This is a genomic window from Kitasatospora sp. NPDC056181, assembly GCF_042266225.1.
GTDB lineage: Bacteria > Actinomycetota > Actinomycetes > Streptomycetales > Streptomycetaceae > Kitasatospora.
On the sequence record NZ_JBHJUK010000038.1, the window covers coordinates 1 to 21324 of the forward strand.

The following is a 21324-nucleotide window of genomic DNA, read 5'->3' on the forward strand; positions in this document are numbered from 1 at the left end:
GCGCGGGGCGGCGCGGGGCGGCGCGGGGCGGCGCGGGGCGGCGCGGGGCGGCGCGGACGGGGTGAGCGCCGGGGGTCAGCGCCGCCCCAGGCGGGAGACCGGGAGGGCGTCCGGGGCCAGCGGCCGCAGGTCGGCCGGGGCGGCGAGTGCGGCGAGGTAGTCGGCGCGGGAGGTGGGGACGGCGCCGAGGGTGCGGACGTGCGGGGTGTCCCACTGGGCGTCGAGGAGACGGCCGCCCGCGTCGGCGAAGCGGGCGGCGAGGTCGGCGACGGCGACGCGGGCGGCGTCGGACCGGCGGTGGAACATCGAGTCGAGGCTGAGGACGGGTCCCGCGGTGACCCCGAAGACCCCGCCGATCAGCTCCTCGCCGTCCCAGACCTCGGCGCTGTGCGCCGCGCCGCGGTCGTGCAGCTGGAGCAGAGTGGCGCGTAACCCCTCGGTGAGCCAGGGCGGTTGGCGGCCCTCGGCGCAGGCGGCGAGGACTCTTGGGAAGGCCCGGTCGGCGCTGGTCCACCACGGCAGGCCGTTGCGCAGCCGCCGGGCGAGCCGGCTCCCGATGCGCACCCCGCCCGGGGCGATCACCGGGCGAGGGTCCGGGGACCACCAGGCCAGGGCGTAGGGGTCGTCGTCGTCGACGGCGGCGGCTCCCGGGAGCAGCGCCACCGTGCCCGAGGCCACCGCCTCCTCGAACCGGGCCTCGTTGAAGGCGCTCGCGTAGTCGTCGGCGGCGGGCATCGGGAACAGCCCGCGCCGGTAAGCGGCCAGCAGCACGTCCGCCGCGAGCCCGCCCCCGAACGCCACCGGCCCGTCCCCCGGCGCCCGCGCCACGTCCAGTCCGTCGAACATCCCGGCCGTCCCGTTCACCGTCGCAACACCCCCACGGGCGGGGCCAGGAAGCCCTCCGCCGTCAGCTGCTCCAGGTAGTGGTCCAGCAGCCCGTCGTCGACCGCCGGAAGGTCGATCCCGCTGCCCACCAGGGCCTGTTCGGTGTTGGCGCGGTCGAAGAGCGGGAACGTCGGGCGGAAGTACATCTCGCTGATGGAGAGTTCCGTCCCCGGGCTGCGGTCGACGAAGAGCGGGACGAACGGGGTCATCGGATGGGTGGGGTGGCCGGCGGCGAACCGGACGAGGTCCTGGACCCAGGCGGCGTACGGGACTTCGTCCACCGGGTGGCCGCGGGCACGCAGGCGGGCGGCGAGGTCGGCGAGGACGCCGGGGCGGGGTGAGGTGACGTGGTAGACCTCGCCGTTGGCGGGGGCGTGGGCGGCGATGTGGGCGACGGCCTGGCTGAAGCGGTCGGCCGGGACGAAGTCGAGCAGCAGCCGGACGTCGGGGCAACTTCCGCTGTCCGCCATGTACTTGATCAGCGCGCAGATCTCGGTTCCGGTGTTCATCACCCCGGTGGCGAGGTCGCCGGTGACGTCGTTGGTGCGCAGCACGGTGACCGGCAGGCCGGCCGCGGCCGCGTTGTGCAGCAGCTGTTCGGCGACCCACTTGCTCTCGACGTAGCCGACCGCGAGCTTCTCCGGGTACGCGAGCGGCATCCGCTCGGTGACCTCGGCGACGCCGGCCGGGCCGAAGCCGGCCAGGACGGCGAGGGTGGAGAGGTAGTGCACCGGGACGCCGCGGGAGTGCCCGGCCAGCCGGACGATCTCGCGGGTGCCGCCGACGTTGGCGGCGCGCAGCTGGTGGTAGGGGTAGATGAAGTTGACCTGTCCGCCGAGGTGGTGGATGGCGTCCAGGCTGTCGGCCAGTTCCTCGAACCGGTGCTGCGTCAGGCCGAGCAGGGGTTCGGTGAGGTCGCCGACCAGCGGGACGACCCGGGCGTCGGCCAGGTCGTGCCGGAGGAACCGCTGTTGCGCGGCGCGGATGCGTTCGAGGGCGTGTTCCTCGTCGGGGGCGCGGACCAGGCAGTGGATGCGGGCGCCGGTGGTGCGCAGCAGGGTGTTCAGCAGATGGGCGCCGCAGAAGCCGGTGGCGCCGGTGAGCAGGATCTCGGCAGGTTCGGCGCGGCAGGGCGCGGGGCGCCAGGACTGCCGGACGGGGGTGCCGGGTTCGGCTTCGGCGGCCCAGTCGACGGTGGTCTCGCCGAGGCCGTTCCAGGCGGAGCGCGCCGTCCGGGTGGCGTCGGCGAAGGCGCGCAGGGTGGAGTCGCGCAGCAGCGACCGGGTGAGGAAGCGGATCCGGGTGACGTCGATGCCGAACATGATCCGGGCCCGGGCGAGCATCTCCATGGCGAGCAGGGAGTTGCCGCCGAGTTCGAAGAAGTCGTCGGAGGGTCCCACGGTGTCGACGCCGAGCAGCTGGGACCAGAGCTGGGCGATGCCGGCCTCGATCGCGCCCCCGTTGCCGTCGGGACGCGCGGCCCCGTCGGCGCGCGCGATCTCGTCCGTCCGCCCGTTCTCGTCCTGGCGCCCGTTCTCGTCCTGGCCCTCGGTCTCCTCCGCCGGCCCGTCGCCCCGTCCTCCGCCGGCCCGCCGCTGGAGTTGCGGCGTGGTGTGCGGCAGCCGGCGCCGGTCGATCTTGCCGTGGGGGGTGAGCGGCATGCGGTCGAGCAGCACGAACTCGGCCGGGACCATGAAGTCCGGCAGCCGTTCGGCCAGGTAGGACCGGATCTGCGGACGCCGGGCACCGGCGCCGGACTCGGCGCGCCCGGTCAGCGTGTAGTAGGCGGTGAGGACGCGCGTTCCGTCGTCGTTGCCGTCGGCGGCGACGCGGGCCTGCCGGACGTCGGGGTGGGCGGCGAGCACCGATTCGACCTCGGCGGGGTCGACGCGGTAGCCGCGGACCTTCACCTGGTCGTCGAAGCGGCCGAGGATCTCCAGGTTGCCGTCGGCCCGCCAGCGCCCGGCGTCGCCGGTGCGGTACATGCGTTCCCCGGGGACGGCCGCGTACGGGTCGGGAAGGAACGTTTCCGCGGTCAGGCCGGGCTGTCGCCAGTAGCCGCGGGCCAGGCCGGGGCCGCCGAGGTAGATCTCGCCCTTCTCCCCCGGCCGCACCGGGGAGAGCCGCGCGTCCAGCACGTGCACCCGCACGCCCGGCAGCGGCCGCCCGATCGGCACCGGCGCCGCCGCGGCGGCGGCCGACGCCCCACCGGCCGGCGGCCCGTGCGCGGCGCGCCCGTGCGCACCGCCGGCCAGCGCCTCCGGCGTGACCTCGCAGAGCGTGGAGGTGACCGCGGCCTCGGTCACCCCGTACGCGTTGACCAGCCGGACGCCGGGCAGCCGGTCCAGGCAGGTGCGGCAGTCGTCGGCGTGCACGGTGTCCCCGCCCACCACGACCAGCCGCAGGCCCGCGGGGGCCGGACCGCCCTCGGGGAGCAGGGCCAGCACGTGGTGCCAGTAGGCGGGCGTGAGGTCGGTGACGGTGAGCCCCAGGTCGTGCATCCGGTGCACCAGCTCGGTGGGCGCCCAGGTCCGCGCCCCGCCGAGGACGAGGGTGGCGCCGCTGACCAGGGTGGCGAGCACCTGCTCCAACGCGGTGTCGAAGCCGAGGGCGGCCAGTTGCAGCACCCGGTCGTGCGGGGTCAGCCCGTAGGCGCGGACGACGCGGTCCAGGGTGAAGAGGAGGGAACGGTGGGTGACGGGCACGCCCTTGGGCGTACCGGTGGTGCCGGAGGTGTAGATCAGGTACGCGAGGTCGTCCGCAGCAGCGGTGTCCGGCTCCGGTCCCCCCTCCCAGGTCTCCGCCTCCGCGTCCGCGGCCAGCACCTCGGCGCCCGTGAAGCGCCGCCCGCGCCCTGCCACCACCACCGTGGCGCGGCAGTCCTCGACGAGCTGCGCGAGCCGCCGCTCGGGGTGGGCCGGGTCCAGCGGGAGGAAGGCCCCGCCGGCCTTGAGCACGCCGAGCCAGGCCGTCACGAGGCCGGTCCCGCGCTCCAGGCAGACGGGCACCACCCGGTCCGGTCCGACGCCCCGGGCCCGCAGCGCGGCGGCCAGCCGGTCGCTGCGCCGGTCCAGTTCGCGGTAGCTCAGTTCGCCGTCCTCGGCGAGGACGGCGAGGGCGTCCGGACCGTCGGCGGCGCGCGCCCGGAAGAGCCCGTGCACGGTGTCCGCGGACCCGGCGGCCGGCGGCCGGCCCGAGCCCGTGTCCGCGCCCGTGTCCGCGTCCGCGTCCGGTCCGGCACCCGTGCCGTGCGACGGCCCGAGCCCGAGCCCGTCCCACCGCCACTCGCGTTCCACGTAGGCCCGGCAGGCCGCCCGGCCGTCCGGGCCGAACACCGTCCGCCAACCACTCGGAACGGTGAAGTCACCTGGCCAGATCGCATACCGACCGTCTTCGTTGCACAACACGGCGTGACGACCGGAGTTCACTTCCGACCGTGCGCCCTGTGCGCTGTCTGCTGCATCATCCACCGGCTTGACCTCGTGCTGTGGCGGCAGAATGCTGGGAGGTGCGACATTTCCGACTATACGCACTCACGGCTCATTTCGAACGTCCGGTCCCGACCCGACGGACGGACGCAGCCCCTGCCCCGAAGGGCGACTCCCGGAAGACCCGTCCTCACCCGAACTCCCCCGCCCGACCGGCGGAGTGATGTCGTGGAGGAGGTAGCCTCGTTGACACGCCGGCGACAACACCTGATGGTCTGTTATCTGGTGTGGATGGTGCTGTTCACCTGCATCTACTACATCTACCCGACGCAGCGGATCATCTGGTGGACAGGCATCGGCCTCGGCGGCGTCGCCGCCATCGTGGTCGGCGTCCGACTCAACCGCCCCTCCCACGCGCTCTTCTGGTACCTGCTCGCACTCGCCAACCTCAGCTTCACCGCCGGCGAGGTCGTCCAGGTCATCCAGCTGGAGTTCCTGCACCTGGGGAGCCCCTTCCCCTCGGTGGCCGACGGCTTCTACCTCGCCGAGTACCTGCTGTACGCGGCGGGCGTCCTGGGCTTCATCCGCTGGCGGACGGCCCATCAGGACCGGGCCAGCCTGCTGGACGCGCTCATCCTCACCATGGGCCTCGCCCTGCTCGCCTGGATCTACCTGATCCTCCCGTACGCCCGGAACCCCGACCTCAGCTGGTTCCAGAAGGCCGTCTCGATGGCCTACCCGCTGGGCGACGTGATCGTGCTCTTCCTGCTGCTGCGCCTGCTCGTCCCACGCGGCGGGAGCAGCCGGGCGCTCCAGCTGCTCACGGTCGGGACCGTCGGCCTGCTGATCTCCGACATCCTGTACGGGCTGATCCAGCTGCACGGCGACTGGCACATCGGCACCCCGGTCGACCTCGGCTGGGCCGCCTTCTACACCGCCTGGGGCGCGGCCGCACTGCACCCCTCCATGGTCGAGCTGACCAGACCGGTGCCCTCGCAGGTGGTCGACCTCGGCCACGGCCGGCTGGCCCTGCTCACCGCGGCCTCGCTGATCGCGCCGACCATCCTGATCGTCGAGTCCGTCAACGGCAACACCAACAACGCCGGGGTGATCGGCGCCTTCTCCGCCCTGCTCTTCCTGCTCGTCCTGGCCCGCCTCGCCATCGTGGTCGGCGCCCGCCGGCAGGCCCTGGCCCGGGAACGGGCGCTGCGCGAGGCCGGCGCCTCACTGACCGCGGCCGTCACCGTCGAGGAGGTCGCCGACGCCGTCCAGGCCGCCGCCTCCACCCTGATGCCGGCCGAGCCCGGCCACGTCGCGCTGCTCGCGGTCACCGAGGCCGGCGTCCTGCACATCCGGCACGCCGAGCGCGGACCGGCCCAGCACACCCTGGGCGACGGCCCCGGCTCGGACGAGGTGCTCGCCCTGGCGGCCGTCCGCGAGACCCGGTTACTCCCCGTCGAGGACATCGGCAGCGACCTGGCCCTCCGCTTCGACGGCATGCCCTCCGCCCTGCTCTGCCCGCTGACCCTCGCCGAACGCCCCTCCGGCGACCCGTTGATCGGCGCACTCATCGTCACCGGAACCGAACAGGAGCTGACCAGCCTCTGGAGCTCGCTGGAGATCCTCGCCGCCCAGGCCGCACTGGCCGTCGAACGCGTGATGCTGAGCCAGGAGATCAACCGCCGCAACAGCGAGGTCTACTTCCGCACCCTGGTGCAGAGCGCCAGCGACGTCATCCTGATCCTCAACGCCGACGACGGCGTCCGCTACGCCTCCTCCTCCGCCGAACGCGTCCTCGGCTACCCCAGCCTGGACGGCACCCTGATCACCGACCTCGTCCCGCCCGAGGACAGCCGCGCCGTCGGCAGCGCACTGGCCCGGATGCGCGGCCTGGACGGCGGCGGGCGGTCGGGCGACAGCCGCGAAATGCAACGTGAACACTGGCGCCTGCTGCGCCACGACCGCACGCCGATCGAGGCCGAGGTCCGCTGCAACGACCTGCGCGGCGACCCGACGGTGGGTGGCCTGGTGCTCACCCTGCGCGACGTCACCGAACAGCGTCAGATGGAGCGCGAGCTCACCCACCGCGCCTTCCACGACTCGCTCACCGGCCTGGCCAACCGCGTCCTCTTCCAGGACCGCGTGGGCCACGCGCTCTCGCGCGGCGAGCGCAGCGGCGCCATCACCGGGGTGCTCTTCATCGACCTGGACGACTTCAAGGTGGTCAACGACACCCAGGGGCACGCGGTCGGCGACGAACTGCTGGTCGCCGTCTCGCTCCGGGTCTCCACCGCGCTGCGCACCTCCGACACGGCGGCCCGGCTCGGCGGCGACGAGTTCGCCGTCCTGGTGGAGGACGCGCTGCGCCCGGCCGACGTCGGCGCCACGGCGGACGCGGTGCTGTCCGCCTTCACGGAGCCGTTCAAGCTGAGCGCGGGCGCCGTCCGGGTCACGGCCAGCATCGGCGTCGCCACCACCGAGGACAGCGTGGACGGGACCGAGCTGCTCAGCCACGCCGACCTGGCCCTGTACTCGGCGAAGTCGGCCGGCAAGCGGCAGTGGTGCCACTACCAGCCCGCGCTCCAGGCCGGGCTGGTGGAGCGGCACGAACTGAACGAGAACCTGGACACCGCGATCGCCGAGTCCGCGTTCAAGCTGTACTACCAGCCGATCGTCGACCTGCAGACCGGCGACCTGGTCGCCTTCGAGGCACTGGTCCGCTGGCCGCACGACCGGCGCGGCATGGTGCTGCCCGACGACTTCATCGCACTCGCCGAGGAGAGCGGCCAGATCGTGCCGCTCGGCGCGTGGGTCCTGGAACGGGCCGCCCAGGAGGTGGCCGGCTGGCACCGGCTCAGCGGCGACCGGCGCAGCGCCCGCGGCCTGCCGCCCCTGCGGGTCAACGTCAACGTCTCGGCCCGGCAGTTCCGCGACGCCGGCTTCGTGGACGTGGTGCGCGGCGCCGTCCGGACCTCCGGGATCACCCCGCAGGCGCTCGTCCTGGAACTGACCGAGTCCGTGCTGATGCGCCGCGACGAACGCGTCCACACCGACATGCGCACCCTGACCGGGCTGGGCGTCGGCATCGCCATCGACGACTTCGGGACGGGCTACTCCTCGCTCTCCTACCTGCGCGAGTTCCCGATCTCCATCCTGAAGATCGACAAGTCCTTCATCGACGGCCTCGGCCTCTCCCAGCAGCAGTACGCCCTGGTCGAGGGCATCACCCGGATCGCCGACACCCTCGGCGTCCAGGTCATCGCGGAGGGCATCGAGAACACCGAGCAGCGTGACCTGCTCGCCGCCATGGGCTGCCCCCTCGGCCAGGGCTACCTCTTCGCCCGCCCCCTCACCCCCGAGCAGGCCCGCACCCTCATCGAGGAGTACGCCGACCTCAGCGACGCCCGCCCCCCGGCCTGACCGGACGGCGACGCCCCGGGCACCGCCCCGGGCCGCCCTACGCCGCCGACCGGCCGTCCCCCGGTTCACCCACCCGGCACGGCCCTGTGAGCCGTTCCCCGGCTACTCCGCCGGGTGCGGGTGGCCGAGGTGGGGGAAGGTCGGGAGGAGGTCGGTGTGCGGAGGGATGTGGTCGCTGAGGATCTTGCCGCCGGAGACCATGGCGAGGCGGGCGGAGGTCACGTCGTCGCTGAGGGTGCGGCCGTTCGGGTAGGCGGCGGGGCGGGAGCGGTCGTAGCGCAGGACGTCGGGGAGGACGAGCTTCAGCGTCTCCGTCGCCGCCTCGGTGGTGTAGTCCCCGGTGTGCTGGAGGACGGCCGTCCAGGCCTCGCGGTACGTCGCCCAGTCGTCGGCCGGCTCGCCCGTGTTGTACGCGTCCTTGACCTCCTCCGCGTTGAAGTACGCGGTCAGCGAGGGGTGCGCGCCCCGGTCGACGGAGATCAGCTGCCCGTCCAGGTGGAGGCTGACCCGGGCCCAGACGCCGATCACCGGATCCGGGCCCAGCTCGGCGTCCGGGACTTCGAGGGCGATGCCGAAGACGTTGGCCTCGGCCATGGCGTCCTTGCCGGTCCAGGTGAAGTTGTTGACGATCCCTTCGAGGTCGGCGAAGAAGGGATCGCTGCGCAGGCCCACGGAGAGCTTGTAGCCACCCACCTCCGCCACGTCCGGCGCATAGCCGAAGGCGACCGGCACGTTGGCGAACAGCACGTCGCCGCCCGCCTCGTGCCTCCGGGCCGCCTCCCCGGTGGCGCGGTGGACGGTGACGGTCTGGCCGCCGGTGCCCGGGCCGGAGAAGGTGAACGAGTAGGCGACGTCCGCCCGGTTGTCACCGTCGTTGTCGATGTTGATCCGGTAGACGGCGTCCGGGTGGAACTCGGCGGCCCGGGTCGGCGCGTACGGGTTCACGTTCATGATGAGAACGGTCCGGCCCGAGGCGTCCGAGCCCGGGAAAGCGAACAGGTCGGTGAGGTCGAGCCGGGCGTCGCCGCGCGGTGAGCGGAGGTTCGGACCACTGAGGTGGTGGGACATGGCGCTGCGCTACCTCGTCTCTGTGCATCCCCCTGGTTGTCGGATCCGTGGTACCAGTGGGACCCGTGGCACGGGGGGAGGCCACCCGTGCCGGGGTCCGCCGTCCGCCGATCGGCCGACTGCCGACTGCCGACGGCGCCGGGCGGTCACGGGCCGTCGCGGGCTCGGACGGTCGCCGCGGGCGCGGACGGCCGTCGCAACGCCAACGCTGTTGTCATAGCCCTCGTTGCCCTAGGCTGCCCGCCATGACGGAACGCGTGGTCCCCGAACCGCAGCGGCGGCGCAGACGGCCGACCAAGCAGGGCACGGTCCTGTCCGAACAGGTCATCGTCGAGACGGCCCTGCGACTGATCGGCCAGCACGGCGCGGCCGCGCTGACCGTCCGCCGCCTCGGCGCCGCCCTGGGGGCCGACCCGAGCGCCGTCTACCGGTACTTCCACAACACCGACGACCTGATGCTCGCCGTCGCGGACGAACTCATCGGCCGCGCCCAGCACGGCCTGCGGCTCACCGGTGACTGGGGGGCCGACCTGCGCGAGATCGGCATGCGCATCCACACCGCCTACCAGGCACACCCCCAGGCCGCCCAGCTCGCCGCCCACCGCACCACCGGGCGGGACAACGAGACGCGGGCCGTCGAGACGATCCTCGGCGTCCTGCGCCGCGCGGGCTTCCCCGACCCGGAGGCCGTCCGGATCTACCACGCCTTCGTCGACCAGGCGCTCGCCTTCGCCGCCCAGGACGCCGCCGCCCTCGCCCTGCCCGCCCCCGCCCGCGCCGCCGACCTCGCCGTCTGGCGCCTGCGCTACGCGCGCCTCGGCCCCGACACCCACCCCCACATCGCCGCCACCGCCGACCTCCTCGTCTCCGACATGGACCGCAGCGGCTACCCGTTCGCCCTCGACCTCCTCCTGGAGGCCGCCGCCACCCGCCTGGCGGCGCAGCCCTAGGAATCACCGGCCCCCTGCGCCACGAGCCGACGGTGACGCCACCGGTCCGGAAGGGCAAGGCCCCCGAGGCGAACCCCCACCCGGAGAGGCCCGCCCTCCCCCGCGGTCCGGGGAGGACGGACCTTCGCTGCCGGTCAGACTGCGGCTGCCGGGGCGGTGGTGCTGCCGGCGGTGCTGCCGAGGATGTGTTCGGCCTTGGCGACGGCGGCGCGGTAGTAGACGGAGGCCAGCTGGGACGAGTCGTCGTCGCGCTGGAAGAAGCCGTAGGCCATGGCGGTGGGGCCGAAGCGTTCGATACCGAGGTAGCCGTTGAGCACGACGCCGGCGAGGTTGCCGTCGAGGCGGACGGCGGGGGCGTCGTGGCGGTCGCCCAGGGTGATGGGGGTGACCTGGAAGGTCACGGCGGAGCCGGTGCCGTCGGTGAAGGTGAGGCTGTGGCAGTTCGCGAACGCGTCGCTGACGGTGGCGAAGTCGGTGGTGAGCTTGGCGGAGTCCTCGGCCGTGAGCGACTCGGTCACCATGGGGTTGCCGCCGGGTCCGTCGAACTCGGCTTCCTGATGCGGGGTTTGTGGCGAGGCCCCGGTGTCCTGCCGATTCAGCAGGGCGCGCAGCGCGTCACAGCCGGCCACCGGGGAGGCGCCGCCGCTCGGTGACGCGCTCGCCTCGGACGGGATCTCGGTGAAGTCCGGGCCGAGTTCGGCGGCGGTGAGCAGGGCCGCCTTCAGCTGTTCCGACGTGGGCAGTTGTTCGGCCGGGGCCGCCTGGAGGGTGATGGCCGCCGGCCGGGCGGAGCCGGTGGCACTCCCGGCCGCACCGAGGGTGACGGCGGTGGCCACGGCCGCGGCGGCGAGGGCGAGGAGAGGCCGCGAGTGGGACATGCGGGCCCCCGATCAGGAGTCGGACAGGGACAGGCACCCAGTGTCGCACCGGGGCCGCCGCGCCGCCCGCCCGAAGCGCAGGGCCGCAGCTCAGGAGGGGTCGGGGAGCTCCGCGAGGGTCCCGGTGAGCCACTCCACCCAGAACGACTCCAGACCGATCCCGGCCCGCAGGACGGCGTGCTGGAGCCGGTTCTCGCCGGCCGACCCCTCGGGCGGGAAGTCCCGCCGCTCGATCTCCTCGTAGTCGGCCAACTGGGCGCGGTGGAGCGCGAGATGACGGTTCAGCTCGGCCTCCAGGCCGGCGGTGCCGACCACCGCCGCCGCGCGCAGGCGCAGCAGCAGCGGCTCACGGACGGCCTTGGGAGCGTCCCCGGCGGCCGTCCACCGTTCGAGCTCGGCGCGGCCGTCGGGCAGCACCTCGTACTCCTTCTTCTGGCCGCGCACCGGTCCGGTCTGCGGGAGCGCCCGAATCTGGCCGGAGGCCTCCAGGCGGCCGAGTTCGCGGTAGATCTGCTGGTGGGTGGCGGACCAGAAGAAGCCGATCGACTTGTCGAACCGCCGGGTCAGCTCCAGCCCCGAGGAAGGCTTCTCCAACAGGGCGGTGAGGATGGCGTGCGGCAGCGACATGGGCCGATCCTAGGGCGTGGCACCGGGGGCCGCCCCTGGCGCCGGAGGCAGGTTCCGGGGCGGAAGGCCGGTCCTGGCACCGGAGGCCGGACCCGACTCCGGGGCGCAGCAAGAAAGTAGTCCACAAAAAGGTAATCCAGTTCGGAACTTTTGCATGCGCCGGAAAGTTGGACCGGTCATGACTCAGCGACCAGCGCCCCGCCCCCTCTCCGACGAGGCCCTCTCGGACCTGCTCGGCGCCCGGCAGTTCGGCACCCTCGCCTCCGTCAAGCGCAGCGGCCACCCGCACCTGACCACCATGCTGTACCGGTGGGACCCCACCGGGCGCGTGGTGCGGTTCTCCACCACCGCCGACCGCGTCAAGGTGGGCCACCTGCGGCGCGACCCGCGGGCGGCCCTGCACGTCCAGGGACCGGACGCGTTCTCCTTCGCCGTCGCGGAGGGCGAGGCGGAGGTCTCGGAGGCGACGGCCGTCCCGGGCGACGCGGTCGGGCAGGAGCTGCTGGCGATGCTCCCGGCGGAGTTCCGGCCGGCGGACCCGCGGGAGTTCCTGGCCGAGCAGGTCGCCGAACGGCGGGTGGTGATCCGGCTGCGGGTGCAGCGGCTGTACGGCACGGCGCTGGACGTCAGCGGCTGAGGGCGGGCGCACGGGCGGCGCCGCCCCTCCCTCCCGGGTGGGAGCGAGGGGCGGCGCCGGTGCGGGAAGCCCCGGAGGTCAGAGCGCGGCGGCCAGCTCGGTGCCCTGCTTGATGGCGCGCTTGGCGTCGAGTTCGGCGGCCACGTCGGCGCCGCCGATCAGGTGCGGGGCGAGGCCGAGTTCGCGCAGCGCCACGTCGAGGTCGCGGCGCGGCTCCTGGCCGGTGCAGAGGACGACGGTGTCGACGGGCAGGAGCTGCCGTTCGCCGTCCACGACGAGGTGCAGGCCTGCGTCGTCGATCAGCTCGTAGGTCACGCCGGCGACCATGGTGACGCCGCGGTGCTTGAGCTCGGTGCGGTGGATCCAGCCGGTGGTCTTGCCGAGGCCGGCGCCGACCTTGGTGGTCTTGCGCTGGAGCAGGTGGACGCTGCGCGGGGGCTCGGGCCGCTCGGGGCGGGTGAGGCCGCCGCGCTCGCGGTACTCGGGGTCGATGCCCCACTTGCGGTGGAAGACGGGCGGGTTGAGGCTCGCGGCGTCGCCCTGGTCGGTGAGGTACTCGGCGACGTCGAACCCGATGCCGCCGGCGCCGAGGATGGCCACGCGCTTGCCGACGTCGGCGCCGTCCCGCAGCACGTCCAGGTAGCCGACCACACTGGGGTGGTCGACTCCCGGCAGGTCGGCGGGGATCCGCGGGGTGACGCCGGTGGCGAGGACGATCTCGTCGAAGCCCCCGGCGGCCAGCTGGTCCGCGTCCACCATGGCACCGAGGCGCAGCTCGACGGCCAACTCGGCCAGCCGGGTGCGGTAGTAGCGCAGGGTCTCGTCGAACTCCTCCTTGCCGGGGATGCGCCGGGCGATGTTCAGCTGCCCGCCGACGGTGTCGGCCGCGTCGAACAGGGTGACGGCGTGGCCGCGTTCGGCGGCCGAGACGGCGAACGCGAGGCCGGCCGGCCCGGCGCCGACGACGCCGATCCGCTTGCGCGTCCTGGTGGGGGCGAGGACGAGTTCGGTCTCGTGGCAGGCGCGTGGGTTGACCAGGCAGGAGGTGATCTGCCCGCTGAAGGTGTGGTCCAGGCAGGCCTGGTTGCAGCCGATGCAGGTGTTGATGGAGGCGGCGCGGCCCTCCTGCGCCTTGGCGACGAAGTCGGCGTCGGCGAGCAGCGGACGGGCCAGCGAGACCAGGTCGGCACAGCCCTCGGCGAGCACCTGCTCGGCGATCTCGGGGGTGTTGATGCGGTTGACGGCGACCAGCGGCACGCCGACCGAGCCCATCACCTTCTTGGTCACCCACGCGTAGGCGCCGCGCGGCACGGAGGTGGCGATGGTGGGGATGCGGGCCTCGTGCCACCCGATGCCGGTGTTGATGATGGTGGCGCCGGCCGCCTCGACGGCCTGGGCGAGCTGCACGACCTCGGCGAGGGTGGAGCCGCCGGGAACGAGGTCGAGCATGGAGAGGCGGTAGATCAGCACGAAGTCGGGGCCGACCCGCTCGCGGACCCGGCGGACGATCTCGACCGGGAACCGCATCCGGTTCTCGTAGGAGCCGCCCCACTCGTCCTCGCGGTGGTTGGTGGCGGAGGCGGTGAACTCGTTGATCAGGTAGCCCTCGGAGCCCATGATCTCGACACCGTCGTACCCGGCCCGCCGGGCGAGGGCTGCGCAGCGGGCGAAGTCCTCGACGGTCTGCTCGACCTGCTCGGCGGTGAGCGCGTTCGGCACGAACGGGCTGATCGGGGCCTGGAGGGCGCTGGGGGCGACCAGGTCGGGGTGGTAGGCGTAGCGGCCGAAGTGCAGGATCTGCATCGCGATCTTGCCGCCGGCCGCGTGGACGGCGTCGGTGACGACGCGGTGCCGGTCGGCCTCCTCCTCGGTGACGAGCATGGCGCCACCGCCCCAGGGGCGGCCGGCCTCGTTGGGGGCGATGCCACCGGTGACGATCAGGCCCACGCCCCCGCGGGCGCGCTCGGCGTAGAAGGCGGCCATCCGGTCGAAGCCGCCGGGCGCCTCCTCCAGTCCGACGTGCATCGACCCCATGATCACGCGGTTGGGGAGGGTCGTGAAGCCGAGGTCGAGCGGGCTCAGCAGGTGGGGGTAGGGCGGCTGGTCGGCGGTGCTCATCGGCGTCTCCTGGGCGACGGGGGCGGCTCTTCGTTACCAGACGGTAGGGGATGCCTCGGCACCTATGCAACTAGTTGCATAATGGGAATCACCACCTCTCCGCGCCGAATATCACTGACTCGCCGTCAGGTCACTACGGAACGCGCGTATGGTCGTTGCGCGACGCGGGGTTCGCAGCGGACCCCCGGAGAGGGGGCGGCAGTGCGGGGTGGCTCGATAGCCGTGGTCGGCGGAAGCATCGCGGGGTGCGCGTTCGCGCGGGCCGCCGCGCGGGGCGGGGCGGACCAGGTGGTGGTCCTCGAACGCAGTCCCGGCCGGCTGGAGGACCGGGGAGTGGGCCTCTGCGTCCTCGACCCCCGGTACGACGAGCTGGTCCGGGCCGGCCACCTGGACGACGGGATCCGGCACCACCGGCTCACCCACCGCCACTGGCTCACCCGCGAGGGCGCGGGCAGCGGGGGCGGGAGCGGTACGGGCGATCCGCGCGGGCGGCTGCTCTGGGAACAGGAGATGCCGTTCCACTCCTACCACTGGGGCGTGCTCTGGCAGGCGCTGCGCGAACGCACCCCGGACAACGTGGCCTTCCGCCTCGGCGAGGCGGTCACCGCGGCGGGCGGCGGTACGGACGGCGGGGACGGCACAGGTGGCGGGGAGGGCAGGGAGGGCGCGGGTGGCGGGCACGGTGACCGCGGGCAGGCCTGGATCGAGAGCGCGGGCGGCGGGCGCGAGACGTACGACCTGGTGATCGGCGCCGACGGCTACCGGTCGGTGGTCCGCGAGGCGGTCTGCCCCGAGTCCGCCTTCCCCGATGCCCGGCCCGCCTACGCGGGGTACGTCTGCTGGCGCGGCAGCTTCGACGCCCGGCTGCTGGACGGCCTGCCCGGCGGTGCGGCGCTCTGGCCCGAGGGCGAGGTGATCACCGTCTGCTACCCGGGCGGCCAGGTGGTGCTGTACCGCATCCCGGGCCTGGAGCCCGGTTCCACCCAGGTCAACTGGGTCTTCTACGCCCCCACACCGCCCTGGCTGAGGCCGGACGGCGCGACCAGCGTCCCGGCCGGGACGCTCACCACCGGACGGTTCGAGGAGCTGGCCGCACTGGCCGAGCGGCACCTGCCGTCGTACTGGGCCGGGGTGGTCACCCTCACCCCGCGCGAGCGGACCTTCCTGCAGCCGGTCTACGACCTGGCAGTACCGCGCCGCACGGCCGGCCGCCTGCTGCTGGCCGGCGACGCGGCCACCGTGGTCCGCCCGCACAACACCAGCGGTGTCGTCAAGGCGTTGCAGGACGCCTGCGCCTTCGAGGACGCCTGGCGCACGGCCGGCTCCTGGGCCGAACTGCTGCCCGTGTACGACGCCGAGCGCGGTGTCGTCGGCCGGGAGACGGTCGAGATGGGACGGCGGCTCGGGCGGGCCCAGGTCACCGAGGCGCCCGACTGGTCGGCCATGGACGAGGCCGCGATGGTCGACTGGTGGCGGCAACAGGTCGCCGGCACCGGCGGGTTCGGCGGCCACGCCATCACGCAGCCGCCGACCCTCCGTCAGAACACCTCAGCGGACTAGGAGTTCACCGGCCCTGTCGGCATCGCCTCAGACGTTGACGCCGTAGTCGGTGGCGATGCCGCGCAGGCCGGAGGCGTAACCCTGGCCGATGGCACGGAACTTCCACTCGACGCCGTTGCGGTAGAGCTCGCCGAAGACCATCGCGGTCTCGGTCGAGGCGTCCTCGGTGAGGTCGTACCGGGCGATCTCCTGGCCGTTGGCCTGGTTGACGATCCGGATGAACGCGTTGCGGACCTGCCCGAAGCTCTGCAGGCGGGCGTCGGCGTCGTAGATCGACACCGGGAAGACCACCTTGGCCACGTCGGCGGGCACCGCGTCCAGGTCGACCTTGATCTGCTCGTCGTCGCCGTCGCCGCCGCCGGTCAGGTTGTCGCCGCTGTGCTCGACCGAACCCTCGGGGCTGCGCAGGTTGTTGAAGAAGACGAAGTGCTGGTCCGAGACCACCTTGCCGAGCGCGTTGCAGAGCAGCGCACTGGCGTCCAGGTCGTAGTCGGCCCCGGTGGTCGTGCGCACGTCCCAGCCGAGGCCGACGATGACGGCGGTCAGGCCCGGCGCCTCCTTGGTCAGCGAGACGTTGCCACCCTTGGCCAGCGAAACTCCCACGATGCCCTCCTCGTTTGCTCTCCCTGCCGAAGAATCTACAACACTGTAGAGATCACGAGAATCCACTCGCCACGATGCGGGGGGGGCGCGCCGGAAGGACGCGGAGCCCGGGGGCGCGCCGGAAGGACGCGGCACCGGGGGCGCGGCAGCCGGGAGGGCTCACCGGGCGGGAGGGCTCGGGCCCCGGGGGCACCGGAGCCGACGGGGCGCGGCGGCCGGCAGGCACAGCAGCCGGGGGCACGGCAGCTTGGAGGCACGAGTGCCGGCCGGGCCGAGGGCGGCGCCCCCCCACGATCGGGCGACCTCGCCCCCGACCCGACCGCGCCCCCGACCGCGGCCCCGACGCCGGCCCCCTCACGCCTCCAACAGCTCGGCGACGTGCGGCGGCAGCAGGCACGCCTGCCGGGCCAACACCTCGACGAAGGCCGCCGTCAGCGGGTCCGGCCGCGTCCGGGTGTACGCGACGAGCGGGCGCCGTACCGGCGGTTCGGGCCGTCGGACCAGGCCGTCGAAGCCCGGCGGCATGATGTTGGCGGGCACCAGCGCGGGCCCCAGCCCGGCCGCGGCGAGCAACGGCGCGGCCGCCGTCTGCTCCGTGCGCACCGCGGCCCGCGGCCGGAACCCGGCCTCCGCACAGGCCCGGTCCAGCAGGTCGGCGAGCCCGTTGCCGGGCGCGTAGTGCACCCAGTCACGCCCGGACAGGGCTGCCAGGTCGATGAGCCGACGGTCCCTCACCTCGTCGTCGGCAGGCAGGGCGAGGACGAACTCCTCCACCCCCAGCTCCCGGATCGGCCCCTCCCAGTCGGCCGGCGGCGTGCCCACCGCGACGTCCGCCTGACCGGCCGCCATCGCCGCGTGGAGCTCGTCGTTGTGGGCGTACTCGCGCAGCCGGATCCGCACCTGCGGGTGGAGCCGGCGCCACGCGCGCAGCACCGGCGGCAGGATGCCGAGGCTGACCGAGTAGACGGTGGCCAGCTCCAGCTCCCCGCCGTCGAGCCCCGCGGTGAGGCGGGCCGCCGTCCGCAGCCGCTCGGCGTCGGCGAGCGCCGCCCGGGCGTGCGGCAGTACCGCCCGCCCCATCGGCGTCAGCCGGACGGCGCGCGGCAGCCGCTCCAGCAACGTCCCGCCGACGGCCCGCTCCAGGGCCCGCACCTGGTGCGACAGCGCCGGCTGGGTGACGTGCAGCAGCTCGGCGGCACGGGTGAAGGAGCCCGTGTCGACAACGGTCACCAGGTATTCGAGCTGTCGCAGCGTAGCCATGCAGAGAGTTTATGGGTTACCGAGAAAACAAGCCTTGGACTCATCAGCAGGTGCCGGTGGAAGGTCGAAGGGAACCCAGCCCCTCCTCCGATCGGAGCCGCCGTCATGACCACCTCCCCCTCCACGCCCACCGCCCCCTCCTCCCTCCCCACCGCTCCCTCCTCCTCCCTCGCCGGCCGCCGCGTCGTCGTGGTCGGCGCCGGCTCGAACACCGGTCGCGCCCTCGCCCGTGCCGCCTCCGCGGCCGGCGCCGAACTGGTCCTGGCCGGACCGGACCCCCGCAAGCTGGAGTGGACGGCGGGCGAGCTCAGCGGTCCGGCCGAGGTCGTCCCGGTCGACCTCGCCGACGAGGCCTCCATCGCCGCCCTCGCCGCCGCCACCGGCACCTTCGACCACCTGGTGTCCACCGCCGCGATGCCCGCCAACGGCCCGCTTGCCGATCTCGAACTCGCCGACGTCCAGCGGGCGTTCGCCGCCAAGGTGTACGGCCCGCTGCTGCTCGCCAAGCACCTCGCCGACCAGGCCGTCACCGGCACCCCCGACGGCGCGTCCTTCACCTTCTTCTCCGGCGTCGCCGCCTGGCGCCCCGCCCCCGCCCGGACCGTGATGGCCACCACCAACGGCGCGCTGGCGTTCCTCGTCCAGGCCCTCGCCGTCGAGATCGCCCCCGTCCGCGTCAACGCGATCTCCCCGGGCATCGTCGACAGCGGTTCCTGGGACCGCATGGGCACCGACAAGGACCCCTTCCTCCGCTCCGTCGCCGAGCGCAACCCCGCCCGCCGCGTCGGCACCACGGAGGACCTCGTCCGCGCCGTCCTCTTCACGATGACCAGCCCCTTCGTCACCGGCACCGTCCTCCACGTGGACGGCGGCGGCCGGCTGGCCTGAGGACGGCCGACGGGCCGCGCAGGTCCCCCCGGGGGATCACCTCTCAGACCTCCCGGGGGCGTCCCAGGGTCCTCCCGCAGACCCCCCTCAGACCTCCCCGGACGGCGGGCAACCGCACGCCCGGCCGGGGCCCGCGGCCGGACGTAGACTGACCGGGCGGCGTCCGCACGCCGCTCCCGCTCCCCTGCGCGGAGGTCCCCCGAGGAGGTCCCGATGCGCCAGCGGCACAGCTTCCACCTCGACCGGGGCGACCACTCCGTCACGGTGAACGTCCGGTCCGGGTGGATCACCGAGACCGAGTTGCTGGTGGACGGCAGGGAGCTCGCGTTCCACCGCGTCCACGGCCACGGTGTCTACCCGCTCACCCTCGCCGCCGAGTTGGCCGAGGAGCCGCCGCTGCCGCTCGCCGTCCGGCTGGAGCGGACCGGGACACCCGAGCACCCGCTCGCCTGCGTCCTGGAGCTGCGCGGTGCCGTCCACCCGATGCCGGAGCGGACGGAGCACTGAGGGACGGAGCACTGAGGGACGGAGCGCTCAGGGACAGGGCGCTCAGGGACGGAGCGCCGGGAGCCCGGCCGGCGGCTTCCGGCCGGGCGGATCCGTTGCGGCGGCCGGATCCGTTGCGGCGGTCACCGCGGCGTCATGCCCGCCCGGACTCCGCGGCCGCCTCCGCCACGATCTCCTCGACGGCCGCCCGGGCCCGGGCGGCGTCCTCCGCCACCAGGGCGATCCTGGTCCGGCGGTGGAGCACGTCGTCCGCGTCCAGGGCTCCCTCGTGGGTGACCGCGTAGGCGATCTCGGCACGGGTGACGTCGACGCCCTCCGCGACCGGTGCGGCCGTTCCCGCCGCCAGGACCTCGCGGGCCGCGCCGCCGTGACGGGCGAGCAGCGAGGCCGGCACGTCACCGTCGGGCGCCTGGCGGCTGTCACGGTGGGCGGGCGCGCCGACCAGTGGGAGGCGGGCCGTCCAGCACTTGCGGGCGGGCAGTCCGCGCAGGCGGGTGGCGGTGTCCACGGCATCCTCGGCCATCCGCCGGTAGGTGGTGAGCTTGCCGCCGACCACGGTGATCACGCCGGACGGGGACTCCAGCACCGCGTGCTGCCGGGAGAGGTCGGCCGTGGCGCCGTCGCCGGTGTCGATCAGCGGCCGCAGCCCGGCGTACGCGCCGCGCACGTCCGCCCTGGTCAGCGCGGTCTGCAGGGCGGTGTTGACGGTGTCGAGCAGGAAGGCCAGCTCGCCCTCGGTCGGCTGCGGTTCGTCCGGGATCGGGCCGGGTGCGTCCTCGTCGGTCAGGCCGATCGCGACCCGACCGAGCTGCTGCGGCAGCGCGAAGACGAACCGGCTGGTGGAGCCGGGCACCGGGACGGTGAGCGCGGCGCTGGGCCGTCCCAGGGCGGCGGCGTCGACCACCAGGTGGGTGCCGCGACTCGGTCGCAGCCGGATCGACGGGTCCACGTCGCCCGCCCAGACGCCGGTGGCGTTGACCACCGCGCGAGCGGCGAGGGTGAGGGACTGCCCGGTGAGCGCGTCGGTGAGACGGGCCGAGGTGCCGGTGGCATCCTCCGCCCGCACCCGGGTCAGCACGGTGGCGCCGTACTGCGCGGCCGTGCGGGCCAGTGCCACCACCAGCCGTGCGTCGTCCACCAGTTGGCCGTCGTGCGCGACCAGCGCACCGGCAAGGCCCTCCGCCCTCACGCCGGGCACCAGTTGGCGGGCGCGGTCGGCGCCGACGCGGCGAACCCGCGGCAGCAGGCCGCCCGGGGTGCCGGCGCTCAGCCGCAGCGCGTCGCCCGCGACGAATCCGGCGCGGACCAGCGAGATCTGCCCCCGACTCATCAACCCGGGCAGCAGCGGCACCAGTTGGGGCATCGGGCGGACCAGGTGCGGGGCGGTGCGGGTCATCAGGACGCCGCGCTCGACGGCGCTCTCCCGGGCCACGCCGACCCGCCCGGAGGCGAGGTAGCGCAGGCCGCCGTGGACCAGCTTGGAGCTCCACCGGCTCGTCCCGAAGGCGAGGTCGCGAGCCTCGACGAGGACCGTGCGCAGGCCGCGTGCGGCCGCGTCCAGGGCCACCCCGGCGCCGGTGACGCCACCGCCGATGACCAGCAGGTCGACGGCCGGGCCGGAGGTGAGCGCGTCCAGTTCCAACTCCCGCCGCCTGGCGTCGAGTCGGGCGGTTCCGGCGTAGGGACCGGCGGTGGTGGTCATCTGGTGCCTCCGTTGGTGTTCCCGCCGCTCACGGCGGGAGGTGTCCGTACGTCAGGGCGCGAGGTGTCCGTGCATCAGTGCGTGCGGTGTCCGTAGGTCAGGGCACGGGGCGTCCGTTCACGGTGCGAGGTGCCCGCTCACGGCGCGAGGTGCCCGTTCACGGCGCGGGGCGTCCGTTCACGGCGCGAGGTATCCGTTCAGCGCCCGGGCCAGCTCGCGCCGCCAGGCCGCCTCGGGCAGCAGTGCGGCGACCATGCGGTGCGACTGCACGGTGGACTGGGCGATCAGCAGCACCATGGCCGCCATCTCGACCGGTTCGCCGGCCCGGATCGAGCCGTGCGCCTGGCCCTGCTCGATCCCCGCGCACAGCGCCTCGATCAGGCCGCGCTGGCTGGTGCCGAGCCGCTCCACGACGTACTCGAAGAGCGTGTCGGAGTCGGCCGAGCGCAGGAGCGCGCCCAGCACCGGGTGGTCGCGCAGCCGGACCGCCACCTCGACCACCCCGTCGACGAGGGCCTCGCGGTCCTCTCCGACGAGCGCGACCGTCTCCTGGGTGGCCCGGATCTCGCGGGTGAGCAGCGCCCCGATCACCGCCCGGACGTCCGGCCAGCGCCGGTAGACGGTCGGGCGACTGACCCCCGCGCGGCGGGCGATCTCGGCCAACTGGGTCCGGCGCACGCCGAGATGGACGATCAGCTCGGCCGCGGCGTCGAGGATCGCGTCGTCGGTACTGCGGGGCTCCGGGGCTCCGTCGGGGCCGGCTGGGCTCGCGTTACTACTTGACATGATGTGT

16 protein-coding genes are annotated in these 21324 nt (G+C 74.0%); 6 read left to right on the top strand and 10 right to left on the bottom strand.

Annotated elements, in window-relative coordinates:
* Nucleotides 1–75 precede the first annotated feature (75 nt).
* Nucleotides 76–846 carry a leucyl/phenylalanyl-tRNA--protein transferase gene (locus tag ACFC1F_RS16800; RefSeq protein WP_376159018.1) on the bottom strand — a complete coding sequence of 257 codons (771 nt, stop codon included), beginning with the start codon at nucleotides 844–846 and terminating at the stop codon, nucleotides 76–78.
* A 14-nt stretch (nucleotides 847–860) separates the two neighbouring features.
* Nucleotides 861–4418: an amino acid adenylation domain-containing protein gene (locus tag ACFC1F_RS16805; RefSeq protein WP_376159020.1), complete on the bottom strand. Its 3558-nt coding sequence runs from the start codon at nucleotides 4416–4418 to the stop codon at nucleotides 861–863.
* A 141-nt stretch (nucleotides 4419–4559) separates the two neighbouring features.
* On the opposite strand from ACFC1F_RS16805, the gene ACFC1F_RS16810 reads away from it, so the two are divergent.
* A complete protein-coding gene (locus ACFC1F_RS16810) occupies nucleotides 4560–7733 on the top strand; it encodes a putative bifunctional diguanylate cyclase/phosphodiesterase (protein ID WP_376159021.1) in 3174 nt (1057 codons plus the stop codon).
* A gap of 102 nt (nucleotides 7734–7835) precedes the next feature.
* Here ACFC1F_RS16810 and ACFC1F_RS16815 read toward each other — a convergent pair whose 3' ends face one another.
* On the bottom strand, nucleotides 7836–8801 hold the full coding sequence (locus ACFC1F_RS16815; RefSeq protein WP_376159023.1) for a DUF4331 family protein: 966 nt from the start codon (nucleotides 8799–8801) through the stop codon (nucleotides 7836–7838).
* Nucleotides 8802–9046: 245 nt separating this feature from the next.
* On the opposite strand from ACFC1F_RS16815, the gene ACFC1F_RS16820 reads away from it, so the two are divergent.
* Entirely contained in the window at nucleotides 9047–9751 is a 705-nt protein-coding gene (locus ACFC1F_RS16820) for a TetR/AcrR family transcriptional regulator (RefSeq protein ID WP_376159025.1), read from the top strand.
* 134 nt (nucleotides 9752–9885) lie between these two features.
* Here the strand turns inward: ACFC1F_RS16820 and ACFC1F_RS16825 are convergent, their stop codons facing one another.
* Both ACFC1F_RS16825 and ACFC1F_RS16830 read right to left on the bottom strand, forming a co-directional pair.
* Nucleotides 9886–10629: a hypothetical protein gene (locus tag ACFC1F_RS16825; protein ID WP_376159027.1), complete on the bottom strand. Its 744-nt coding sequence runs from the start codon at nucleotides 10627–10629 to the stop codon at nucleotides 9886–9888.
* Between the two features lie 90 nt (nucleotides 10630–10719).
* Nucleotides 10720–11256 carry a PadR family transcriptional regulator gene (locus ACFC1F_RS16830; protein ID WP_376159029.1) on the bottom strand — a complete coding sequence of 179 codons (537 nt, stop codon included), beginning with the start codon at nucleotides 11254–11256 and terminating at the stop codon, nucleotides 10720–10722.
* Nucleotides 11257–11434: 178 nt separating this feature from the next.
* Here ACFC1F_RS16830 and ACFC1F_RS16835 point away from each other — a divergent pair, with 178 nt between their 5' ends.
* Nucleotides 11435–11893: a PPOX class F420-dependent oxidoreductase gene (locus ACFC1F_RS16835; protein WP_376159031.1), complete on the top strand. Its 459-nt coding sequence runs from the start codon at nucleotides 11435–11437 to the stop codon at nucleotides 11891–11893.
* A 78-nt stretch (nucleotides 11894–11971) separates the two neighbouring features.
* Here ACFC1F_RS16835 and ACFC1F_RS16840 read toward each other — a convergent pair whose 3' ends face one another.
* The gene (locus ACFC1F_RS16840; protein ID WP_376159033.1) at nucleotides 11972–14011 is read right to left on the bottom strand and encodes an FAD-dependent oxidoreductase; all 2040 of its coding nucleotides are present in this window, start codon (nucleotides 14009–14011) and stop codon (nucleotides 11972–11974) included.
* 222 nt (nucleotides 14012–14233) lie between these two features.
* Here ACFC1F_RS16840 and ACFC1F_RS16845 point away from each other — a divergent pair, with 222 nt between their 5' ends.
* On the top strand, nucleotides 14234–15571 hold the full coding sequence (locus ACFC1F_RS16845; protein WP_376159035.1) for a monooxygenase: 1338 nt from the start codon (nucleotides 14234–14236) through the stop codon (nucleotides 15569–15571).
* A 27-nt stretch (nucleotides 15572–15598) separates the two neighbouring features.
* Here ACFC1F_RS16845 and ACFC1F_RS16850 read toward each other — a convergent pair whose 3' ends face one another.
* Together ACFC1F_RS16850 and ACFC1F_RS16855 are read right to left on the bottom strand one after the other, a co-directional pair.
* The gene (locus ACFC1F_RS16850) at nucleotides 15599–16174 is read right to left on the bottom strand and encodes a TerD family protein (RefSeq protein WP_209409770.1); all 576 of its coding nucleotides are present in this window, start codon (nucleotides 16172–16174) and stop codon (nucleotides 15599–15601) included.
* Between the two features lie 354 nt (nucleotides 16175–16528).
* Nucleotides 16529–17434 carry a LysR family transcriptional regulator gene (locus ACFC1F_RS16855; protein ID WP_376159037.1) on the bottom strand — a complete coding sequence of 302 codons (906 nt, stop codon included), beginning with the start codon at nucleotides 17432–17434 and terminating at the stop codon, nucleotides 16529–16531.
* Nucleotides 17435–17539: 105 nt separating this feature from the next.
* On the opposite strand from ACFC1F_RS16855, the gene ACFC1F_RS16860 reads away from it, so the two are divergent.
* Both ACFC1F_RS16860 and ACFC1F_RS16865 read left to right on the top strand, forming a co-directional pair.
* Nucleotides 17540–18322 carry an SDR family oxidoreductase gene (locus ACFC1F_RS16860; protein ID WP_376159039.1) on the top strand — a complete coding sequence of 261 codons (783 nt, stop codon included), beginning with the start codon at nucleotides 17540–17542 and terminating at the stop codon, nucleotides 18320–18322.
* Nucleotides 18323–18535: 213 nt separating this feature from the next.
* Nucleotides 18536–18829, top strand: coding sequence for a hypothetical protein (locus tag ACFC1F_RS16865; RefSeq protein WP_376159041.1), 294 nt, complete (start codon nucleotides 18536–18538; stop codon nucleotides 18827–18829).
* Between the two features lie 133 nt (nucleotides 18830–18962).
* Here the strand turns inward: ACFC1F_RS16865 and ACFC1F_RS16870 are convergent, their stop codons facing one another.
* Together ACFC1F_RS16870 and ACFC1F_RS16875 are read right to left on the bottom strand one after the other, a co-directional pair.
* Nucleotides 18963–20531: a glycerol-3-phosphate dehydrogenase/oxidase gene (locus ACFC1F_RS16870; RefSeq protein WP_376159043.1), complete on the bottom strand. Its 1569-nt coding sequence runs from the start codon at nucleotides 20529–20531 to the stop codon at nucleotides 18963–18965.
* Between the two features lie 177 nt (nucleotides 20532–20708).
* Nucleotides 20709–21317, bottom strand: coding sequence for a TetR/AcrR family transcriptional regulator (locus tag ACFC1F_RS16875; RefSeq protein WP_209409780.1), 609 nt, complete (start codon nucleotides 21315–21317; stop codon nucleotides 20709–20711).
* Nucleotides 21318–21324 lie beyond the last annotated feature (7 nt).

Coding starts and splice junctions, on each gene's coding strand:
- ACFC1F_RS16870 (WP_376159043.1), bottom strand. CDS start 20,531: ATGACCACCACCGCCGGTCCCTACGCCGGAACCGCCCGACTCGACGCC.
- ACFC1F_RS16815 (WP_376159023.1), bottom strand. CDS start 8,801: ATGTCCCACCACCTCAGTGGTCCGAACCTCCGCTCACCGCGCGGCGAC.
- ACFC1F_RS16875 (WP_209409780.1), bottom strand. CDS start 21,317: ATGTCAAGTAGTAACGCGAGCCCAGCCGGCCCCGACGGAGCCCCGGAG.
- ACFC1F_RS16855 (WP_376159037.1), bottom strand. CDS start 17,434: ATGGCTACGCTGCGACAGCTCGAATACCTGGTGACCGTTGTCGACACG.
- ACFC1F_RS16860 (WP_376159039.1), top strand. CDS start 17,540: ATGACCACCTCCCCCTCCACGCCCACCGCCCCCTCCTCCCTCCCCACC.
- ACFC1F_RS16840 (WP_376159033.1), bottom strand. CDS start 14,011: ATGAGCACCGCCGACCAGCCGCCCTACCCCCACCTGCTGAGCCCGCTC.
- ACFC1F_RS16830 (WP_376159029.1), bottom strand. CDS start 11,256: ATGTCGCTGCCGCACGCCATCCTCACCGCCCTGTTGGAGAAGCCTTCC.
- ACFC1F_RS16800 (WP_376159018.1), bottom strand. CDS start 846: ATGTTCGACGGACTGGACGTGGCGCGGGCGCCGGGGGACGGGCCGGTG.
- ACFC1F_RS16820 (WP_376159025.1), top strand. CDS start 9,047: ATGACGGAACGCGTGGTCCCCGAACCGCAGCGGCGGCGCAGACGGCCG.
- ACFC1F_RS16825 (WP_376159027.1), bottom strand. CDS start 10,629: ATGTCCCACTCGCGGCCTCTCCTCGCCCTCGCCGCCGCGGCCGTGGCC.
- ACFC1F_RS16865 (WP_376159041.1), top strand. CDS start 18,536: ATGCGCCAGCGGCACAGCTTCCACCTCGACCGGGGCGACCACTCCGTC.
- ACFC1F_RS16835 (WP_376159031.1), top strand. CDS start 11,435: ATGACTCAGCGACCAGCGCCCCGCCCCCTCTCCGACGAGGCCCTCTCG.